This window comes from Bradyrhizobium sp. LTSPM299, from assembly GCF_000938235.1.
Classification (GTDB): domain Bacteria; phylum Pseudomonadota; class Alphaproteobacteria; order Rhizobiales; family Xanthobacteraceae; genus Bradyrhizobium.
The window spans coordinates 293,085-309,918 of the sequence record NZ_JYMU01000049.1; the positions used below are offsets into that span (position 1 = coordinate 293,085).

Below are 16,834 nucleotides of genomic sequence, written 5' to 3' on the forward strand. Positions count from 1 at the left end.
TCAGACTAAAAGAGACTCGTTACCTCGGGATGAAGCCACCTAGGATTTTGCGGCGAGTCTAATTGTCGGTGCAACCAGGGCGAGTTTGCCGAAAGGGATGCCGGCTTTCAAGAGGCCTTCGCGATAGTGGGCGATGTCGGCCGCGTTCTTCCAGTGGAAATTGCGCAAGTGCCGTTCGACGGTGAGCCCCGGATAATTAGCTAGCAGCGCTTCGGCGGCCTGCTTGGCCTCATTCGTACGCCCCAATTGGGCGAGCGCCGCAGCGCGCACCGCAAGGCCCTGCAGGTGGTTCGGGTTGAGATAGAGCGTTTCGCGCGACCATGACAGCGATGCGTCATATTGCCCGAGCAGGTAATGACTGAACGCGTTCAAAGCTCCCCATTGATAGCGGGGATCGCTGTTGTCGCGCTGAACGGCCATCGAGAACAGCTCGACCGCCCTGCGGTGATCGCCGATCACCATGTGGCAGATGCCGAGCACGCCCCGTGCGCCCATGTCGTAGGGGTTGAGCTCGATCGCCCGCTTGATGGCGTCCATCGCGGCTTCGTAGTGCCCCTGCATCGCGTGCAGATAGGCGAGCAGCGAGAAGGCAAAGGACGAGCGCGGGTCGAGCCGCACGCTGCTTTCGGCGAGGGCGACCGACGATACCCACAATTCGCGCGTGCTTGGGATCCATCCGAACTGGGAGCCCTGAATCTGGATGGTAGCTAGATAGGCGCGAGCGATCGACAGCGCGGGATCGAGTTTGATCGCCTCCTTGAACAGCGCAATCGAGATTTCGAAATCGTCCTTGGTCTGGTGATAGTAGTGCGACAGGCCCTTCAGGAAGCGGTCCCACGCGGTCAGCTCGGAATTGGGCGAGCGCGCCGGCGCGGAGGCTTCGGCGCGATAGATCTCCTGGGCAACCGCGGCGGAGAGATTGGACGTGATCTCGTCCTGCATCGCGAACAGGTCGCCCATGTCGCGGTCATAGCGGCCGGTCCACAACTGTTCGCCCTTTTCCGGCGCGATCAGTTCGGCGGTGACGCGGATCTTGTTGCCGGCGCGCCGCACCGATCCCTGGATCAGATAGCTCGCGTCGATCTCGCGCGCGATCAGGCGGGTAGAGACGTTCTTGCCCTTGTAGGCGAAGGTCGAGTTCCGGCCCAGCACGCGATAGAAGGATTGCAGCGACAGCGCGTGGATCAGATCCTCGGTCAGGCCGTCGGAGAAGTATTCGTCGGCGCCGCCGCTGTGATTGTCGAACGGCAGCACGCCGACGATCGCCGTCCTGTATTGCCCCGGCAGATGCGGCCCGTCCTGCGCGACCTTCTCCTGCAGATCGGATCCGGCCGGCGCCCAGGTCCAGACACTGACCGGTTCGGCGATGTTCTTGAAGCGGTGCGGGCCGGCATCGAGCAGGGTGACGGCAAGCCGCCGCCCGGCCTCGGTGCGGGCCTTCTCCGAGACCGCGATGCCGCCGGGAGCTGCGACCGCCTCGAGACGGACCGCGATGTTGACGTCGTCTCCAAACACCTCGTCCTCGTCCGCCATGACGTCACCCATGTGGACGCCCATCCGGAAGTGCATGGCGCGATCGGCCGGCAGGTGTTCGTTGCGTTCGGCCATCATGGTCTGCATCGCGACCGCGGCCTCGATGGCGCCGATGATGCTCGGAAACTCGAGCAGGAAGCCGTCGCCGGTATTTTTGACGATTCGGCCGCCATGATTGAGGATGATCGGGTAGATCGCGCTGCGGTGCGCTTTGAACGAGGCATGGGTACCCGCCTCGTCGGCACCCATCATGCGGGAATAGCCGGCGATGTCAGCGCAAAGAATGGCGGCTAGCCGTCTTTCCATGTCCCTTTTGCCCCGGAATGGCCACTCAACCGATGTAGCCGAATCCATTAGTTACAAGACCTAGTGCATTGTAACAGGAATTGGCATGCGACCAACGGACTTCACAATCCGATACTCTAATGAATGTGTATGTCGCAGGGATGGCGCTATTCTGGGCAGGCATCCTTTCCGGTTCGTTACTCAGATAGGTTAGTCTCGCGGCCATGCTCGGTATCCACGAACTCTGGCTCTTCGTCCTGTCGGGCCTGCTGCTCAACATCACCCCGGGGCCAGATACCGCCTACATCATCGGCCGCAGCATCCAGCTGGGGTGGCGTGGCGGTGCCGCGGCCGCCCTCGGCATCAGCTGCGGCTGCCTGGTCCATGTGTTGGGCGCGGCGATCGGACTGTCGGCGCTCTTGATGGCGTCGTCGGCTGCGTTCCTGGCGGTCAAGCTGATTGGAGCGGCCTATCTGGTGCTGACCGGCCTGCAGATGCTGCTGTCGCACGCCAAACCGATCGCGGACATGACGGGACAGGGCGGCGAGACCTCGGTCGGGCGGATCTTCTGGCAGGGGACGCTGACCAATGTCCTGAACCCGAAGGTTGCACTGTTCTTTCTCGCCTTCCTGCCGCAATTCGTGGCGGCTGACGCCCCGCACAAGACGCTCGCCTTCCTGTTCCTCGGGCTGATCTTCATCGTCACCGGCACGCTGTGGTGCCTCGGCGTCGCGGCTTTCGCGGCGCGGGCCGCCGGCCGCATCCGGCAATCGGCCGGGGTGATCGCCTGGATCAACCGCTCGCTCGGCGCCCTGTTCATCTATCTCGGCTTCCGCGTCGCGATGCTCGAGTCGCGCTAGCCGTGCAGCTTCATCAGCGCGCTGCCGGCGAGATAGATGCCGAGCAGGATCATCGAGATCAGGAACCAGCGGCGGAACACGTCCGGGTGCATCCGTGAGCGCACCGACTGGCCGACGAACATGCCGACAAAGGACGCCACCATCGCAACGGCGCCGGGCAGTGCGGTGGCTGCGGTCAGCAGGCCGGCTGCCGTGAGATTGAAGGCCAGTGCGACGGTCGCCGTGGTGAAGAAGACGCCCAGCGCCTGCACCAGTTCGTCCCGCTCCATCCCGATCGCCTGCATGAACGGCATCGAGGGGATGACCTGCACGCCGGTTGCCGCCGAGATCAGCCCGGTCACGACGCCGACGATGCCGCCGACCCATTTCTCGTCGCGCCGCGCAACCTTGAAACTGAACTTGCTCAATCCGACGATCGCATAGATCACCAGCAACAGGCCGAGCACGACGGTGCCGTAGGGCGCATAAGGCCCGGTGAGCAGCCCGGCGTTGAGCCAGATGCCGACGACGGTGCCGACCATCAACGGCCACAACCGCTTGAGGATGTCGCGCAGATACGGCCCGACGAAGGTCTGCCAGATATTGGTGACGATGGCCGGCACGATCACGATCGCGATCGCCTGGCCCGGCGGCATCGTCACCGCCAGCAGCCCCATCGCAACCGTCGGCAGGCCAAGGCCAAGCGCCCCCTTGACGAAGCCGGCGAGCAGGAAGGCGAAAGCGATGAAGATCAGGAGATGGTCGACCATGGCCGCAGATTGACCGATCGATGCGATCGGCACAATCTGGAGGTTACGGGGTTAGCCTTCGGATGGACCGAAGGTAAGGGCAGGAAACGCCATGCGGTTCGACCTGATCGACTTGCAATTGTTCATCGCGGTGGCGGATGCGCGCAGCATCACCCGGGGCGCGGCGCGCGCGAACCTGGCGCTGGCCTCGGCCAGCGAGCGGATCAAGGGCCTGGAGGAGGCGCTGGGCGTCGCGCTGCTCAAGCGCGGCCGCCGCGGCGTCGAACTGACGGCGGCGGGCGAGTGCCTGCTCGACCACGCCCGCATCGTGATCCACAATGTCGAGGCCTTGCAGGGCGATCTCGCCGCCTATGCCAGCGGCGTTCGCGCCAGCGTGCTGCTGCTCGCCAATACTTCGGGGCTGTCGGAGCATCTGCCGCGAGCGCTGGCCGCCTTCCTGCATGAACACCCCGAGATCAACATCGACGTCGAAGAACGCGAGAGCACCGACATCGCGACCGCGATCGCCAGCGGCGCCGCCGATCTGGGCTTTGCCGCGGAACACGCGCTGCCCGACAACGTCGAGCGCTTCCTGTTCAGCGAGGACCGGCTGATGCTGGTGGCGTCGCGGCGTAGCGATCTCGGCAACCGTCGCCAGATCGATTTCCAGGAGGTGGTCGAGCGCGATTTCGTTGGCCTGACGGCGACCACCGCGCTGCAACTCCATGTGTCCAGGCATGCGGCAAAGCTCGGCGCGCGGCTGCGCTTCCGTGCGCGCTTGCGCGATTTCGACGCCATCTGCCAGATGGTCGCGGCCGATGTCGGCGTTGCCGTGGTCCCGGAAACTGCCGCCCGGCGCTGCACCGCGGCGATGCCGATCGTGGCGATCCGGATCCGCGACGGCTGGGCCAATCGCCGATTGACGATCTGCGCCCGCAGCTTCAAGGCGCTACCGCGGCCGGCCAAGCAGCTCGTCGACTATCTGCGGGCGGAAGTGCAGCGCTGATATGGTGCCTTACTTCGCCGTCTCCACGCCGGCGTCCTTGATCACCTTTGCCCACTTCTTGATGTCGGCTGTGATGAAGTCGCGGAAATGCTCCGGCGTGTCACCGACCAATGTCAGGCCCTGCTCGGCGAGCTTGTCCTTGACGCTCGCATCGGCCATCGCCGTGGTCGCGATCTGGTTGAGCTTCGCGATGATCGCCGGCGGCGTGCCTGATGGTGCGACCATGCCGTACCAGTTCTCGATGATCAGGTCTGGCATGCCGGCTTCCGCCGTGGTCGGCACGTCTGATGCGGTCGGGGCGCGCTCGCGGCCGCCGAGCGCGATTCCGCGGAGCGTGCCGGCCTTGATCTGCGGCAGGATCACCGGGAGGTCGAGGAAGGTCATCTGCACCTGCTGACCGAGGAGATCGTTCACGGCCAGCGCGGCGCCGCGATAGGGCACATGCACGATGTCGATCTTCGCCGTCAGCTTGAACAATTCACCGGCCAGATGCGGCAGGCTGCCGGCGCCGGAGGAGGCGAAATTGAGTTTGCCCGGTTGCGCTTTTGCCAGAGCGACGAGTTCGCTCATGTTTTTCGCAGGGACGTCGGTGGCGACGACGAGCATTTCCGGCACGGTGGCGACCAGCGTCACCGGCGCGAGGTCCTTCAACGTATCGTAGGCGACCTTCTCCATGCTCGGACTGACCGCGAGCGCGCCGGCGCTTGCGATCGCGATAGTGTAGCCGTCGGGCGCGGCCTTCGCGACCGCATCGGTGCCGAGCACGCCGCCCTGGCCGGCGCGATTGTCGACGATGACGGGTTGCTTGATCAGTTCGGACATCTTCTGCCCGACCACGCGCGCGATGACGTCGTTCGGCCCGCCGGGCGGGAACGGCACGATCAGCCGGATCGGTTTAGCCGGGAAATCCTGCGCGGCAGCCGCGACGGGTATGAGAAGCAGGATCAGTCCTGCTAACAGTCTGCCGCCAATCTTCATGTGCGCCCGTCCCTGACTTTTCTCGTTGCAGTCAGCATGGGCGCAGAACGCCACTCCGGCAACTCAAGACATCAGGCGTTGAGCACCTTCATCGCCGCTTCATGCACCCGCGGATCGCCCGCTGCGATGATGCGGCCGCCGCCTTGGGCCGGCTTGCCGTCCCAGGTGGTGACGATGCCGCCGGCGCCGGTGATGATCGGGATCAGGCCGGCAATATCGTAGGGTTTCAGCTCGGTTTCGATCACGAGGTCGAGGTGGCCGGCAGCGAGCATGCAATAGGAGTAGCAGTCGCCGCCATAGCGCGTCAGGCGCGCCGCGTTCTCGATGCGCTTGAAGCAGGCGCGGTCGGCCTCGTTCATCAGAAGCGGGCTCGTGGTGTAGGCGGTTGCTTCCTTCAGCGCGGCGCAGCGCCGGACCGTGAGCTTGCGCCCGCCCGAGGGGCCGGAATACTGCGCCGAGCCGTTGTCGCCGGAGAAGCGCTCGCCGATATAAGGCTGGTGCATCATGCCGAACACCGGCGCGCCCTTGTGCAGCAGCGCGATCAGCGTGCCCCAGATCGGAAAGCCGGCGATGAAGGATTTGGTGCCGTCGATCGGATCGAGCACCCAGACATAGTCGGCGTCCTCGCGCTCATTGCCGAATTCCTCACCGACGATGCCGTGCTGCGGAAAGCTCGCCTTGATCAGCCGCCGCATCACCGCTTCTGCGGCGCGGTCGGCTTCGGTGACGGGGTCGAAATCGTTTGTGCTCTTGTTGTCGACCGAGAGCGAGGTCCGGAAGAACGGCAGGATGGTTTCGCCGGATACGGTCGCGAGCCGGCCGATGAAGGCGGTAAAGTCGATGACCGTCACGGCGGTTCCCTAAAGCGCTTGGGCGAGTGGATCGGAAGTGGTCTTGCCTAGAGCCTTTTCCGTTCCGATGGAATCGCAACGGGCGCTAGATTCTTCTTTTGACGCGTTTTCTTTACGCGAACCGGCATCCACTTCGCTCGAAAACGCTCTAGCTCAATCCAATGCGACGCGCACGATTAACGGAACGTTATCCCGCTCTGATGATGCGGTTCCCGACTTTCGAATCGGCTTCGATGTGAAAGCGATGCTGGCCGCGGCGGCCTTCACGAAGCTGCGAGTTCTGGTATACGGGCTATGCATCTAACGCTGAGCAGTTCGTTCATTTCTTGTAACTGTATGATATAAAATAATAAAATTGATCTTTTCCGGTCTGTTGCAGATTCGTCAGTCCGGCGCAGATTGCGTGGGAAATGTTTCGAAAGTTCTTGCGCTTTGTGCAGCGCGGCGGCATATTGTTGCGGTGCGGTAGCGCCTTGCGCTATCGCTGCCCTCCTTGGGCGTTTCCTCCCTAGACTTGGGCCGCTTGTTCATTCAAGCGGCCCTTTTTTCTTGGCCTCGTCATTCCGGGGCGCGCGAAGCGCGAGCCCGGAATCTATTTTGCCACTGGTTTTGCTGATCAATGAAGTCCGGGCTCACGCTTCGCGTGCCCCGGCATGACGGTAAAGACTTACTCGGCTGCCGCCTGGAACGGGCCGAGATCGCTGAGCGGCAGATCGGCGAGCGCATCGGCCAGCGTTGCGAAATCGGCAGCTACCTGGGCGAAGCGCGGGCCGCGCTCGCGGCGGCGCTCATCCATATAGACCGCGCGGTTGAGCTCGATCTGGACCGTATGCAGGCCGCTCGCCGGATTGCCGTAGTGCTCGGTGATGAAGCCGCCGGCATAGGGCTTGTTGCGGCCGATCGAATAACCGAGCGAACTCATGGTCTCCTCGACGAGATCGGGCAGCAGCGGCGCGCAGCTCGTGCCGTAGCGGTCGCCGATCACGATGTCGGGCCGTCGCGGCTCGTCGCGCGACACGCCGATCGAGGGCATCGAATGGCAGTCGATCAGGATCACGGTGCCGAACGCCTGGTGGGCCTTGTTGATCAGCCGGCGCAGCGCACGGTGATAAGGCTTGTAGAGCGTCTCGATCCGGTTCAGCGCCTCGTCGACGTCGAGCCGCTCGCGATAGATCTCCTGGCCGTCGCCGACCACGCGCGGGATGGTGCCGAGGCCGCCGGCGACCCGCATCGAGCGCGTGTTGGCAAAGCTCGGCAGCCGTCCGGTGAACATGCGCGGGTCGAGCTCATAGGGCTCGCGATTCACGTCGACATAGGAGCGCGGAAAATTGACCCGCACCGTCGGGAAGCCGCGGTCGCTCAAATCCGCGATCAACTCGTCCATGAAGGAATCTTCGGAGCGATGCAGCGCAGCAAGATCGATCCGCGAGGCGTTCAGGAAATCGGCCGGGTAGACCGAGCCGGAATGCGGGGAATTGAAGATCACCGGCGCGCGCCAGGTCTGCGGCTCGACGATCTCGAACGGGGGCGACAACTCGCCGGCAAATTCGGTCATTCCCTTGGCGCCGTCCCTTGTGTCCGTCATATCCGGAAAAATTGGTTCTGCCGGAAAAGCGGAGATTTATGGGGGCTTATTGTCGGTAATCGCGGCCATTCTGCCAAGTGAAAAGAGTGTGGTGCCTGCTGGAACGCGTCTTAAGAACAGGAAACCGCGACCTGGTTGATTCGATGCGTGGTTCGGTCCACAAATAGATCGCGCTCGCCGCCGCGGTCCGGGCAAACTTCACCCGAAATTTACCGACTGTCGGGCTTAGTGTTCTGACCGATATCCTCCAGCCGGATTCGACGATCCCTGTCATGCCGAAAATCCTTCTCGCCGAAGACGACAACGATATGCGCCGTTTCCTGGTCAAGGCGCTGGAAAACGCCGGATTCCAGGTTTCACCGCACGACAACGGCATGTCGGCCTATCAGCGGCTTCGCGAGGAGCCGTTCGAGATGCTGCTCACCGACATCGTGATGCCTGAGATGGACGGCATCGAGCTGGCGCGCCGCGCCTCGGAACTCGACCCCGACATCAAGATCATGTTCATCACCGGCTTTGCGGCCGTGGCCCTGAATTCCGATTCGGAGGCGCCCAAAAACGCCAAGGTGCTGGCCAAGCCGGTTCACCTCCGCGAATTGGTCAGCGAAGTGAACAAGATGCTGGCGGCCTGATTCGGGCCAATTTTCCGGACTTTGCGTCCTTGCCTGCCCCGCCGGGGTCCGTTATAGGGACCCGACCCAATACGACAATTCGGGCGCGTAGCTCAGCGGGAGAGCACTACCTTGACATGGTAGGGGTCACAGGTTCGATCCCTGTCGCGCCCACCATCCTTCGCTCGCGAAGCGAGAGAAGGATGCCACGCCGAAGCCGAAAGGCGAAGGCGGGCTGGTTGCCGCGAGCTACGGCTCGGCAAGCCACGCTATCTCCGCATCGTAATTGCCAGCGGAACGAAGCGATCCAAAGCGCCGCGTGCGGAAACATGGATTGCTTCCGCCTTCGCTCATCGCAATGACGGGGGCGATTCTGATTCACCTGTCAAACAGCATGTTCGGTGTCATCACCCGCGCATGCGCGTGATCCAGTATTCCAGAGACAGTTATGCTTGAGCCGATGGGCCGCGGCGTACTGGGTCGCCCGGTCCATGTGCGCAATTGCGCACAGGCCGGGCGATGACAGCGTTATATGGGACGCAGCTTCGCATTCTCGCGACATGATTTGTCCGAGCTGTGCTCTTCGTTCCGCCCTCTCCTCTTGCAGAGGGCGGAGGGAAAGCCGGGTGCCGATTGCACCCATGGGCCTGGCAAATCAGTGATCCGCGATCTTGACGATTGGCGTGCCTCCGGCATTAAGGGAGATGGCAAGGGCGCGCCCACGGCTTCGCCTGCGATCGAGAAGCGTGGAAGAAGGAGAAACCGCCGTGCTCGATCATATTCTCAGGTTCATGACACTTGGGACCATCCTCGTCGGCGTCATTGCGATCTACACGGCGCTGCACACCAACAACCGGCGTCTGGGCGCCGACATCTTCCTCAGATATTCCGACCGCGTTTCCGATCTGCGGCGCAGCCTGCCGATGACTGCATTCTTCGACGGGAGCGCTTCTGCCAATCTGGAGATGACGCCGGAAGAGCGCCGAATTGTGCATGAAGTCATCTACTCGATCTTCGAACTCTATGAGCTCAAAGTACATGGCTTCATTCCGCCGGCGATCTGGAAGATCAGGGAGCCCGACATTGAACGCGTGTTGTCCCTTCCGGTCTTCCAGCAGGAACTGGCAGCCCTGCAAGGCAGATTCACCAAACATCCGCGTTTTGCGGCATGGGTCGAACAAATCGGGCGAAACGAGATAGCCAAGCTCAGGACGTGAGTTGGAGCAGGGCCATTCGGCGGAGTGTAGCAGTGGGCCAAGGGCCTGCCGCGTCGGGCAAATCGGTGATCAGCTAGGGCTCGTCATGGCCGGGACAAGTCTGGCCACGACGGCAGAGCGATTCCTCGCGTCCTTCACTTTGCGCTGGACACCGGCGTGCCTTGCAGTAAGTGGTTGCTCCCGTGGTATACCAGACTTGGCCCGATGGTCCGCGCACGCAGACCTTTGTCGGCCAAGCCTGGCTCAGGCGTTGAAGAAACTTCCGGCATTGTCTTTGAAAGAGAGAGCATGGCGCGCAACATTCTGATCCTTGGAGCCTCGTACGGCTCTTTGCTGGGGACCAAGCTTTTGATGGCGGGTCACAACGTCTCCCTGGTCTGCCGCAAGAACACGGCGGAGCTGATCAACCGCGAGGGCACCGAAGTCCGCATCAAGCTGCGCGACGAAAAGCAGCACCGCTCGATCTTCTCGCGCGACCTGCCGGGCAAGCTCGATGCCGTGACGCCCGCCGACGTCGATTTGTCGCGTTACGACATGGTCGGTCTTGCGATGCAGGAGCCGCAATACACCAACCACACGGTTCGTGTCCTGATGATCAAGATCGCGGCGGCGAAGCTGCCGTGCCTGTCGATCATGAACATGCCGCCGCTACCCTATCTCAAGCGGATTCCGGCGCTGGCCGACATGGATCTGGAGGAGGCCTACACCAACGCGCAGGTGTGGGAGCGCTTCGAGCCGGGATTGGTGACGCTGTGCTCGCCCGACCCGCAGGCCTTCCGTCCGCCGGACGAGAAGGCGAACGTGCTGCATGTCGGCCTGCCGACAAACTTCAAGGCCTCCGCCTTTGCCGACGACAAGCACAACAAGGTCCTGCGCGAGCTGGAAGCCGACATCGACGCGGTGACGCTGGATGGCCAGGACGTTCCGGTGAAGCTGAAAGTATTCTCTTCGCTGTTCGTCCCGCTGGCGAAATGGTCGATGCTGCTGACCGGCAACTACCGCTGCATCACGCCGTCGGAGCCGCAATCGATCCGCGACGCCGTGCATGGCGATCTCAAACTGTCGCAGTCGATCTACGACCATGTCGACACGATCGCGCGCCGTCTCGGCGCCGATCCTGCGGATCAGGTCCCGTTCCCGAAATACGCCAAAGCGGCGGAAAGCCTGCTCAAGCTGTCATCGGCCGCCCGCGCGGTGGCCGCCGGCGCGCCGTTCATCGAGCGCGTCGACCTCCTGGTGAAGCTGATCTCGCATCAGCTCGGCACGCCGAGCGCGGAGATCGACCGCACGGTCGAGATCGTCGATCAGAAGCTGAGCGAGAAGATCGTGCAGGGCGGATCCGGCGGGGAGTGACCAACTCTACGGTTAAGCGCGCCGCCCGGAGCCTCAGTCGGCGCGCGTGAACGTTTCCGTCTTGCTGCCGGTGACGATTGTCAGTTCGGACGGTCTCGCCGGATCGACGCCGGCAAACCGCAAACGCAGGTTGATCGCGGTTGCGAAGAATTCGCCGCCCATCCCGGGATACAGCGGCAGCGGCTGTTGAGGCGGGAACGTGACGAGAAGCCGCTTGCCGTCCTGCGTCACGCGTATTGTTTCGTTCGCGCTCCCATAAGAGCCGGCGTAGGCAATGTCAGGCGCGATGTCGCTGATCTCGGGCACATCCTTGAGCGCGGGCCAGCCATATTCACGCGCCACCGCAGCGGTGATCTCGCCACGCAACATCCAGCCTTGGTGGGAATCCACCATCACGACGACGCCTTTGCCTATCGCCGGCAGCATCAGCATCGAGGCGACGTAGCCGTGATTCCAGCCGTCGTGAAAAAACCGGAAGGTTTCTTCCTTACCTGCGCAGAACCAGCCAAGCCCCACGAAATCCTGTCCGACCTCCTGGTTCGGGAGCTGCGGACGAAGCATGCTGCTCACCGTCTCTGACGCAAGTCCGAGTTTGGACGGCTTGCCTCGCAGCGCCCGCATGACATCAGCGCCGAGCCGTGCAAGATCGGCCGCGCTGCTCCAGAGGCCGGCCGCGGCCATTTCGGGATAGATGTGATAGCCGCCTGACGTCTCGGTGCCGTTCCAGGGATGGCTGCGGGCAACGCGATTGATGAACGCGGGCGGCGCAGGCTGTTGGTAGCTGCTGTCCGTCATCCCGACCGGATCCAGCACGAGCTCCCGCATGATGTCGGGAAACGGCTTTCCCGTCACGTCGACGATCGTCTGCTGGGCGATCGTCGTGCCGCCGCCGGAGTAGCGGAATTGCGTGCCCGGAAGAACATCGACGACGATCGGTTGGCTGTTCGCCGGCGCGGCGCCGCGCAGGACATCAGGCACCGTGGGCCATGGTCCCGACGCCGGATAACCCGGAAATCCGTGCACGGTGGTGCCGGCGGTGTGACTCAACAGCTGACGCAGCGAGAGCCGTGGCTGCCATCCGTCATTGGCCGGCACGCGCCATGATGTCAGGTACTCATTGACGTCGGCGTCGAGATCGATGGTCCCGGTCTCGGCGAGCTTCATCACCGCGAGCGCGAACACCGGCTTGCTGATCGAACCGCACTGGAAAGGCGTATGCGCTGTTGCGGGCGCGGCCCCTGCGGCAAGCGTGCCGAAGCCGCGTGTCCACGCTACCTCGAAGTCATCGATCACGCCGACGCTGACTGCCGGCGTGCTGGTTTCCGCCATCCTTTGCTCGACCGGACGCGGCGAACCAACCTGGCCTGGAATGGTTGTCTCCTCGCGCAGATCGGACGTCACGCGCCGGATACGGTTTTCCAGGTCCGAGGACGACATGTGGTTCACTTTCGCAGTTTGCGCCGCAACTTTGCTGCAACGCGCGAGGTCGTTCAAGGCCGGTCAGGCTGATATCGTGGTGGCTGCCGGCATGCATCCACGCGACGCAAAAGCACGGATTTCTGCCGTCGAACACATAGCTGTCCGCATGCAGGTCATGTAGGCTCGCGCAGATTGTGGTTGGGAGTGACGACCATGCGAATCAAGCCCCTTCCCCCGATAGCCATTCACTGGGACATGGAGCGCGCACGCGACATCATGCGCGCATGGAAACCGCTCGACCTGCTGTCCCCCGATGACGCCGAGATTGTCGCGAAAGCGATTGCCGAAGGCATTGCGCGCGGACGCCGGCACGGAATCGAGATGGGGCAGGGCCACGTCGCCGCCTGAGCCGCGCGCGGTGGTGGCTGTTTATGTGAGGTGATCCCGCTGTTCAGGCTCCCTCACGCCGGTGGCTCCCTCACTGGAGGGCGGGAGAGCCGCTGCGGCGTCGTGCGAATTCTCTTCCTTCACATCCGCATTATGTTGTGGAAAAACCTGCGCGACAATTTCGGCCGTGAGCATCTTGAGCTTCCGTTGACCCATCTTCGGCGCAACGGCGAGTTCGGCGAGGCGCTGTTCGATATGCGGCCACTGCTTGGTCTCGCGGGGATCGGTGTCGTTCTTGGCGAGGTTGCAGGGGTAGCAGGCCAGCACGCGGTTGCCTCTTGAATTGAGGCCACCCTTCCCGAGGGGAATGAAATGGTCGACGCTTGCCCGGATCTTGCCGTCGACATGCTTGACCTTGGGCAGCCCCACGCCGCAATAGGCACATCTTCCGCCCCAGTCGACGTAGCAGCGCTTGTAGACCAGTCCGTTGGTTTGCACCGACCTTGCCATCGTCCCCGTGCGTACTTCATTCACCGGATGAGCACTTCATATACCGAGTCGGCATCGACACGATAGCTGTCGCGGCGCGAGCCGAGCTTCCTCACAGCCACAACACCTTCTTGCGGTAATCGAGATCGACCAGCAGCGGGCTCGCCGGGCCCTCGTGGAACACGGCGCCGCGCTCCAGCGCGAAAACGCGGTCGGCCAGCGCCAGCACCAGGTCCAGATTGTGCTCGACGATCACGATCGAGATTTTGTCGCGCAGCCGGTCGAACACCTTGAAGAGGTCGAGGATCACCGCCGGCGCCAGGCCCTCGAACGGCTCGTCGAGCAGCAACAGCCTGACATTGCCCGAGAGCGCGCGGGCCACCGCGACCATCTGCTGCTCGCCGCCGGAAAGGTAATCCGCCGCGACGTTCATGCGCGCCTTCAACCGTGTGAAATGCTCGAGGATATCAGCCTCGCTCCACACCACGCCGCTGCTGCCGTCGGTGGCACGGGCGAGGCGGCCGAGCGCCAGATTGTCCCGCACCGTCATGCCGGCGAACAGCCCGCGGCCCTGCGGCACGTAGCCGACGCCGAGCCGCGCGATGTCTGATGCCGCGAGGTGGGAGATGTCGCTTCCGTCCAAGGCGATGGTGCCGGAGGCCGCCGGCACCAGGCCCGCCAGCGTTTTCAGCAGCGTCGACTTGCCGGCGCCGTTGCGGCCGAGCAGCGCGACGATCTCATTTGGCCGGACGTCGAAGGTCGCATCATGCAGGATATGGCTCTTGCCATAGAAGCTGTTGACGCGATCGACGCGCAAGAGCGGTGCGGTATCGGCGGTGGCATCGGCATGGCGCGAATGCTCGACCGGCGGAATGCCTGAGCCGGTGTAGATCTCCTGCACCCGGCGGTCGCTGCGCACCTCGGCGGGAGATCCCGTCATCAGCACCTCGCCCTGGTTCATCACGGTGACGTGGTGCGAGAAGCCGAGTACGCGATCGATGTCGTGCTCGACGATCAGGATCGGGATTTTCGCCGCGACACATCGGATCAGGTTGGAGACGCGCTCACGTTCGGCGGCGGCGAGACCAGCGAGCGGTTCATCGAGCAGCAGCACCTTCGGCTTCGAGCCGAGCGCGATGCCGAGATCGACCAGCCGCTGGCCGCCATAGGAGAGAGCGCCGCCGTCGATGGCCTCGATGCCTTCCAGCCCCAAGAATTTGACCAGCGTCTGCGTCTCGGCGTGGATGTCCGTATAGCTGTCGATGTCGCGCCAGAGGTTGAATCGCCGGGGATGCTGCGCCTGCCGCGACAGCCGCAGATTCTCGTAGATCGAGAGGCCCTTGAACAGATTGGTGATCTGGAACGAGCGCGACAGGCCCTGATGGCAGATCAGGTCAGATGGCGTGCCCTGGATTTCGCGCCCGTTGAGGGCGATGGTGCCGCGGTCGGTCGGATAGAGCCCGGAGACCAGGTTGAACAGCGTGGTCTTGCCGGCGCCGTTCGGGCCGATCAGCGCGTGGATCTCGCCGGCGGCGAGCTTGAGGCTGGCATTCGATACCGCGCGGATGCCGCCGAACGCTTTCGAGACGCCGCCAACCTCGAGCACGATGCCGACGCGGGTTTCCGGGATCAGGAAGTCCGGCAGCGGCAGGCCGTCATAGGTCTTGCGCCGGCTCATCGCGGCGGCCTCTTCCGGCGCGGGCCACAGCCGGCGCGCGAGCTGCGACCAGATGCCGACCAGGCCATCAGGCGAATACATCACGAAGGCGACGAAGATCAGCCCGAACCACAGCAGCCAGTTCGGCGTCCAGATCGAGAGCAATTCGCGAAACAGGATGAAGAACAGCGCGCCGAGCGCCGGGCCCAACATGCTGCGCATGCCGCCGATCACGACGATCGCAAGCAGTTCGCCGGAGAACGGCACCGACACTGCCTCGGCCGATACCAGATAATTCTGGAAACCGATCAGGCCGCCGGCGAGCCCGGTGACCACGGCCGAGATCACGAACACCGCGAGCTTGTAGCGTTCGATCCGATAGCCCTGGAAGCTCGCACGCAGCGGGTTCTCGCGGATCGCGACCAGCACATGGCCGAACGGCGAGCGCACCAGCCGAAGCAGCAGATAGAGCACGCCGAGCGCGATCAGCGCGACCACGACATAATAAGTCAGCGTGTCGTCGAGATTGAGCGGGCCGAGCCGGCCGCGCTGCAATCCGCCGAGCCCGTCCTCGCCGCCGGTCAGGCTGCTCCAGCGGAATGCGGTGGTGTAGGTCAGCGCCGCGAGCGCCAGCGTCAGCAGCGAGAAATAGACTCCGCGCCGGCGCAGGATGACGATGCCGACCAGCGTCGCGGTGACCGCGACCACGACCGTCGCTGATAGCAACGGCCGCCAGATCTCGTCGGGGAAATAATGCAGCTGGATCAGCCCGGCGGCATAGGCGCCGATGCCGAACCAGGTGCCGTGACCGAACGAGACGAGGCCGGTGTAGCCGATGCAGAGGTTGAGCCCCATCGCTGCGACCGCGAACGCCACCACCGTCGTGCCGCTGTTCAAGGACAGCCCGAGCGCGCGCAGAAGGAACGGCAACGCGATCAGCGTCAGCGTCGCCAATAGCAGCGGGCGATATTTCTCCGTCGCCGTGAGCGTCATTCGAATTTCTCGATCCGCTCGCCGAGCAGGCCGCGCGGCCGCACCATGAGCACCAGGAACATCAATATGTAGATCGAGGCTTCGCCCGCGGCCGGCGCGAAATGGATGGTGATGCCCCTGACCACGCCGACCAGCAGCGCCGCGATCACCACGCCCCAGAAGCTGCCGAGCCCGCCGATCACAACGACGACGAAGGCGACCGTAATGATCTCGGCGCCCATCGCCGGATGCACGATTGATATCGGCGCAAAGAACGCGCCGCCGAGCGCGGCCATGCCGACCCCGAGCATCACGATCACGGTCATGTAGGGCTCCAGCCGAATGCCGAGCGCTGCGACCATGTCCGGCCGCTGGATGCCGGCGCGCACCACGCGGCCGAACGAAGTCTTGTGCAGCAGCAGCCAGACCCCGAGCAGCACTGAAGCGACCACGGCAAGGATCAGCAGGCGATAGCGCGAGAACAGGAAGTCGCCGACGATGATCGAGCCGCGGAACGCTGGCGGGATCGAGGCCGACAAGGGAGCTGCGCCCCAGATCATCCGGATCGCTTGCTCGGCGACGAGCGCCAGCCCAAAGGTGACGAGCAGGCTCAGGATCGGGTCCGATGTGTAGAAGCGGCGCAGGATGAAGCGCTCGAACAGGATGCCGAGCACCGCCACGGCGACCGGCGACAGCACGATCGCCGGGCCGAAGCCGAGATAGCGCGTGATCTCGACCGACAGATAGGCGCCGAGCGCATAGAACGCGCCATGGGCGAGATTGACGATGCCGCCGACGCTGAAGATCAGGGACAGGCCGAGCGCAATCAGCAGATAGTAGCCCCCAAGCACGAGGCCATTCACCACCTGTTCCAGCAAGAACCCGAACTGCATGCTGCGATCT

At 63.6% G+C, this 16,834-nt stretch carries 16 protein-coding genes and 1 tRNA gene; 8 read left to right on the forward strand and 9 right to left on the reverse strand.

Going from position 1 to position 16,834, the window contains the following annotated elements; all coding sequences use genetic code 11:
- Nucleotides 1-39: 39 nt before the first annotated feature.
- On the reverse strand, nucleotides 40-1,839 hold the full coding sequence (locus UP10_RS24605) for an adenylate/guanylate cyclase domain-containing protein (RefSeq protein ID WP_044589794.1): 1,800 nt from the start codon (nucleotides 1,837-1,839) through the stop codon (nucleotides 40-42).
- Between the two features lie 203 nt (nucleotides 1,840-2,042).
- On the opposite strand from UP10_RS24605, the gene UP10_RS24610 reads away from it, so the two are divergent.
- Complete coding sequence (locus UP10_RS24610) at nucleotides 2,043-2,678, forward strand: LysE family translocator (RefSeq protein ID WP_044589795.1); 636 nt, start codon at nucleotides 2,043-2,045, stop codon at nucleotides 2,676-2,678.
- Here the strand turns inward: UP10_RS24610 and UP10_RS24615 are convergent.
- Nucleotides 2,675-3,427: a sulfite exporter TauE/SafE family protein gene (locus tag UP10_RS24615; RefSeq protein ID WP_044589796.1), complete on the reverse strand. Its 753-nt coding sequence runs from the start codon at nucleotides 3,425-3,427 to the stop codon at nucleotides 2,675-2,677. The genes UP10_RS24610 and UP10_RS24615 overlap by 4 nt on opposite strands.
- Nucleotides 3,428-3,518: 91 nt before the next feature.
- Here UP10_RS24615 and UP10_RS24620 point away from each other — a divergent pair, with 91 nt between their 5' ends.
- The gene (locus UP10_RS24620) at nucleotides 3,519-4,412 is read left to right on the forward strand and encodes a LysR family transcriptional regulator (RefSeq protein WP_044589797.1); all 894 of its coding nucleotides are present in this window, start codon (nucleotides 3,519-3,521) and stop codon (nucleotides 4,410-4,412) included.
- Between the two features lie 9 nt (nucleotides 4,413-4,421).
- On the opposite strand, the gene UP10_RS24625 is transcribed toward UP10_RS24620, so the two are convergent.
- Nucleotides 4,422-5,390 carry a Bug family tripartite tricarboxylate transporter substrate binding protein gene (locus UP10_RS24625; protein WP_044589798.1) on the reverse strand — a complete coding sequence of 323 codons (969 nt, stop codon included), beginning with the start codon at nucleotides 5,388-5,390 and terminating at the stop codon, nucleotides 4,422-4,424.
- 71 nt (nucleotides 5,391-5,461) lie between these two features.
- A complete protein-coding gene (gene hisN, locus UP10_RS24630) occupies nucleotides 5,462-6,241 on the reverse strand; it encodes a histidinol-phosphatase (protein WP_044589799.1) in 780 nt (259 codons plus the stop codon).
- A 43-nt stretch (nucleotides 6,242-6,284) separates the two neighbouring features.
- On the opposite strand from hisN, the gene UP10_RS44520 reads away from it, so the two are divergent.
- Nucleotides 6,285-6,545: a hypothetical protein gene (locus UP10_RS44520; protein WP_156180234.1), complete on the forward strand. Its 261-nt coding sequence runs from the start codon at nucleotides 6,285-6,287 to the stop codon at nucleotides 6,543-6,545.
- A gap of 363 nt (nucleotides 6,546-6,908) precedes the next feature.
- On the opposite strand, the gene UP10_RS24635 is transcribed toward UP10_RS44520, so the two are convergent.
- The gene (locus tag UP10_RS24635; protein WP_044590097.1) at nucleotides 6,909-7,796 is read right to left on the reverse strand and encodes an N-formylglutamate amidohydrolase; all 888 of its coding nucleotides are present in this window, start codon (nucleotides 7,794-7,796) and stop codon (nucleotides 6,909-6,911) included.
- Nucleotides 7,797-8,098: 302 nt separating this feature from the next.
- Here UP10_RS24635 and cpdR point away from each other — a divergent pair, with 302 nt between their 5' ends.
- The 4 genes from cpdR to UP10_RS24655 all read left to right on the forward strand — a co-directional run bounded on the left by cpdR (nucleotide 8,099) and on the right by UP10_RS24655 (nucleotide 11,007).
- Complete coding sequence (cpdR, locus tag UP10_RS24640) at nucleotides 8,099-8,458, forward strand: cell cycle two-component system response regulator CpdR (protein ID WP_027583737.1); 360 nt, start codon at nucleotides 8,099-8,101, stop codon at nucleotides 8,456-8,458.
- 81 nt (nucleotides 8,459-8,539) lie between these two features.
- Nucleotides 8,540-8,614, forward strand: a tRNA-Val gene (locus UP10_RS24645).
- A 494-nt stretch (nucleotides 8,615-9,108) separates the two neighbouring features.
- Nucleotides 9,109-9,654, forward strand: coding sequence for a hypothetical protein (locus UP10_RS24650; protein WP_156180235.1), 546 nt, complete (start codon nucleotides 9,109-9,111; stop codon nucleotides 9,652-9,654).
- 288 nt (nucleotides 9,655-9,942) lie between these two features.
- Nucleotides 9,943-11,007: a ketopantoate reductase family protein gene (locus UP10_RS24655; protein ID WP_044589801.1), complete on the forward strand. Its 1,065-nt coding sequence runs from the start codon at nucleotides 9,943-9,945 to the stop codon at nucleotides 11,005-11,007.
- 33 nt (nucleotides 11,008-11,040) lie between these two features.
- Here UP10_RS24655 and UP10_RS24660 read toward each other — a convergent pair whose 3' ends face one another.
- Complete coding sequence (locus UP10_RS24660) at nucleotides 11,041-12,444, reverse strand: serine hydrolase domain-containing protein (RefSeq protein WP_082077239.1); 1,404 nt, start codon at nucleotides 12,442-12,444, stop codon at nucleotides 11,041-11,043.
- Between the two features lie 195 nt (nucleotides 12,445-12,639).
- Here UP10_RS24660 and UP10_RS24665 point away from each other — a divergent pair, with 195 nt between their 5' ends.
- Nucleotides 12,640-12,834, forward strand: a complete 195-nt coding sequence (locus UP10_RS24665) for a hypothetical protein (RefSeq protein ID WP_044589803.1) — start codon at nucleotides 12,640-12,642, stop codon at nucleotides 12,832-12,834.
- A 21-nt stretch (nucleotides 12,835-12,855) separates the two neighbouring features.
- Here UP10_RS24665 and UP10_RS24670 read toward each other — a convergent pair whose 3' ends face one another.
- The 3 genes from UP10_RS24670 to UP10_RS24680 all read right to left on the reverse strand — a co-directional run bounded on the left by UP10_RS24670 (nucleotide 12,856) and on the right by UP10_RS24680 (nucleotide 16,824).
- The gene (locus tag UP10_RS24670) at nucleotides 12,856-13,311 is read right to left on the reverse strand and encodes an HNH endonuclease (protein ID WP_197086893.1); all 456 of its coding nucleotides are present in this window, start codon (nucleotides 13,309-13,311) and stop codon (nucleotides 12,856-12,858) included.
- 103 nt (nucleotides 13,312-13,414) lie between these two features.
- On the reverse strand, nucleotides 13,415-15,952 hold the full coding sequence (locus tag UP10_RS24675) for a branched-chain amino acid ABC transporter ATP-binding protein/permease (RefSeq protein ID WP_044589805.1): 2,538 nt from the start codon (nucleotides 15,950-15,952) through the stop codon (nucleotides 13,415-13,417).
- A complete protein-coding gene (locus UP10_RS24680) occupies nucleotides 15,949-16,824 on the reverse strand; it encodes a branched-chain amino acid ABC transporter permease (protein WP_044589806.1) in 876 nt (291 codons plus the stop codon). The genes UP10_RS24675 and UP10_RS24680 overlap by 4 nt, the downstream gene beginning before the upstream one ends.
- Nucleotides 16,825-16,834 lie beyond the last annotated feature (10 nt).

What these genes read in the sequence shown, in the direction of transcription:
- UP10_RS24665 (WP_044589803.1), top strand. Translation starts at nt 12,640, where the DNA reads ATGCGAATCAAGCCCCTTCCCCCGATAGCCATTCACTGGGACATGGAG.
- UP10_RS24655 (WP_044589801.1), top strand. Translation starts at nt 9,943, where the DNA reads ATGGCGCGCAACATTCTGATCCTTGGAGCCTCGTACGGCTCTTTGCTG.
- UP10_RS24625 (WP_044589798.1), bottom strand. Translation starts at nt 5,390, where the DNA reads ATGAAGATTGGCGGCAGACTGTTAGCAGGACTGATCCTGCTTCTCATA.
- UP10_RS24610 (WP_044589795.1), top strand. Translation starts at nt 2,043, where the DNA reads ATGCTCGGTATCCACGAACTCTGGCTCTTCGTCCTGTCGGGCCTGCTG.
- cpdR (WP_027583737.1), top strand. Translation starts at nt 8,099, where the DNA reads ATGCCGAAAATCCTTCTCGCCGAAGACGACAACGATATGCGCCGTTTC.
- UP10_RS24620 (WP_044589797.1), top strand. Translation starts at nt 3,519, where the DNA reads ATGCGGTTCGACCTGATCGACTTGCAATTGTTCATCGCGGTGGCGGAT.
- UP10_RS24675 (WP_044589805.1), bottom strand. Translation starts at nt 15,952, where the DNA reads ATGACGCTCACGGCGACGGAGAAATATCGCCCGCTGCTATTGGCGACG.
- UP10_RS24605 (WP_044589794.1), bottom strand. Translation starts at nt 1,839, where the DNA reads ATGGAAAGACGGCTAGCCGCCATTCTTTGCGCTGACATCGCCGGCTAT.
- UP10_RS24615 (WP_044589796.1), bottom strand. Translation starts at nt 3,427, where the DNA reads ATGGTCGACCATCTCCTGATCTTCATCGCTTTCGCCTTCCTGCTCGCC.
- UP10_RS24680 (WP_044589806.1), bottom strand. Translation starts at nt 16,824, where the DNA reads ATGCAGTTCGGGTTCTTGCTGGAACAGGTGGTGAATGGCCTCGTGCTT.
- UP10_RS24635 (WP_044590097.1), bottom strand. Translation starts at nt 7,796, where the DNA reads ATGACCGAATTTGCCGGCGAGTTGTCGCCCCCGTTCGAGATCGTCGAG.
- UP10_RS24660 (WP_082077239.1), bottom strand. Translation starts at nt 12,444, where the DNA reads ATGTCGTCCTCGGACCTGGAAAACCGTATCCGGCGCGTGACGTCCGAT.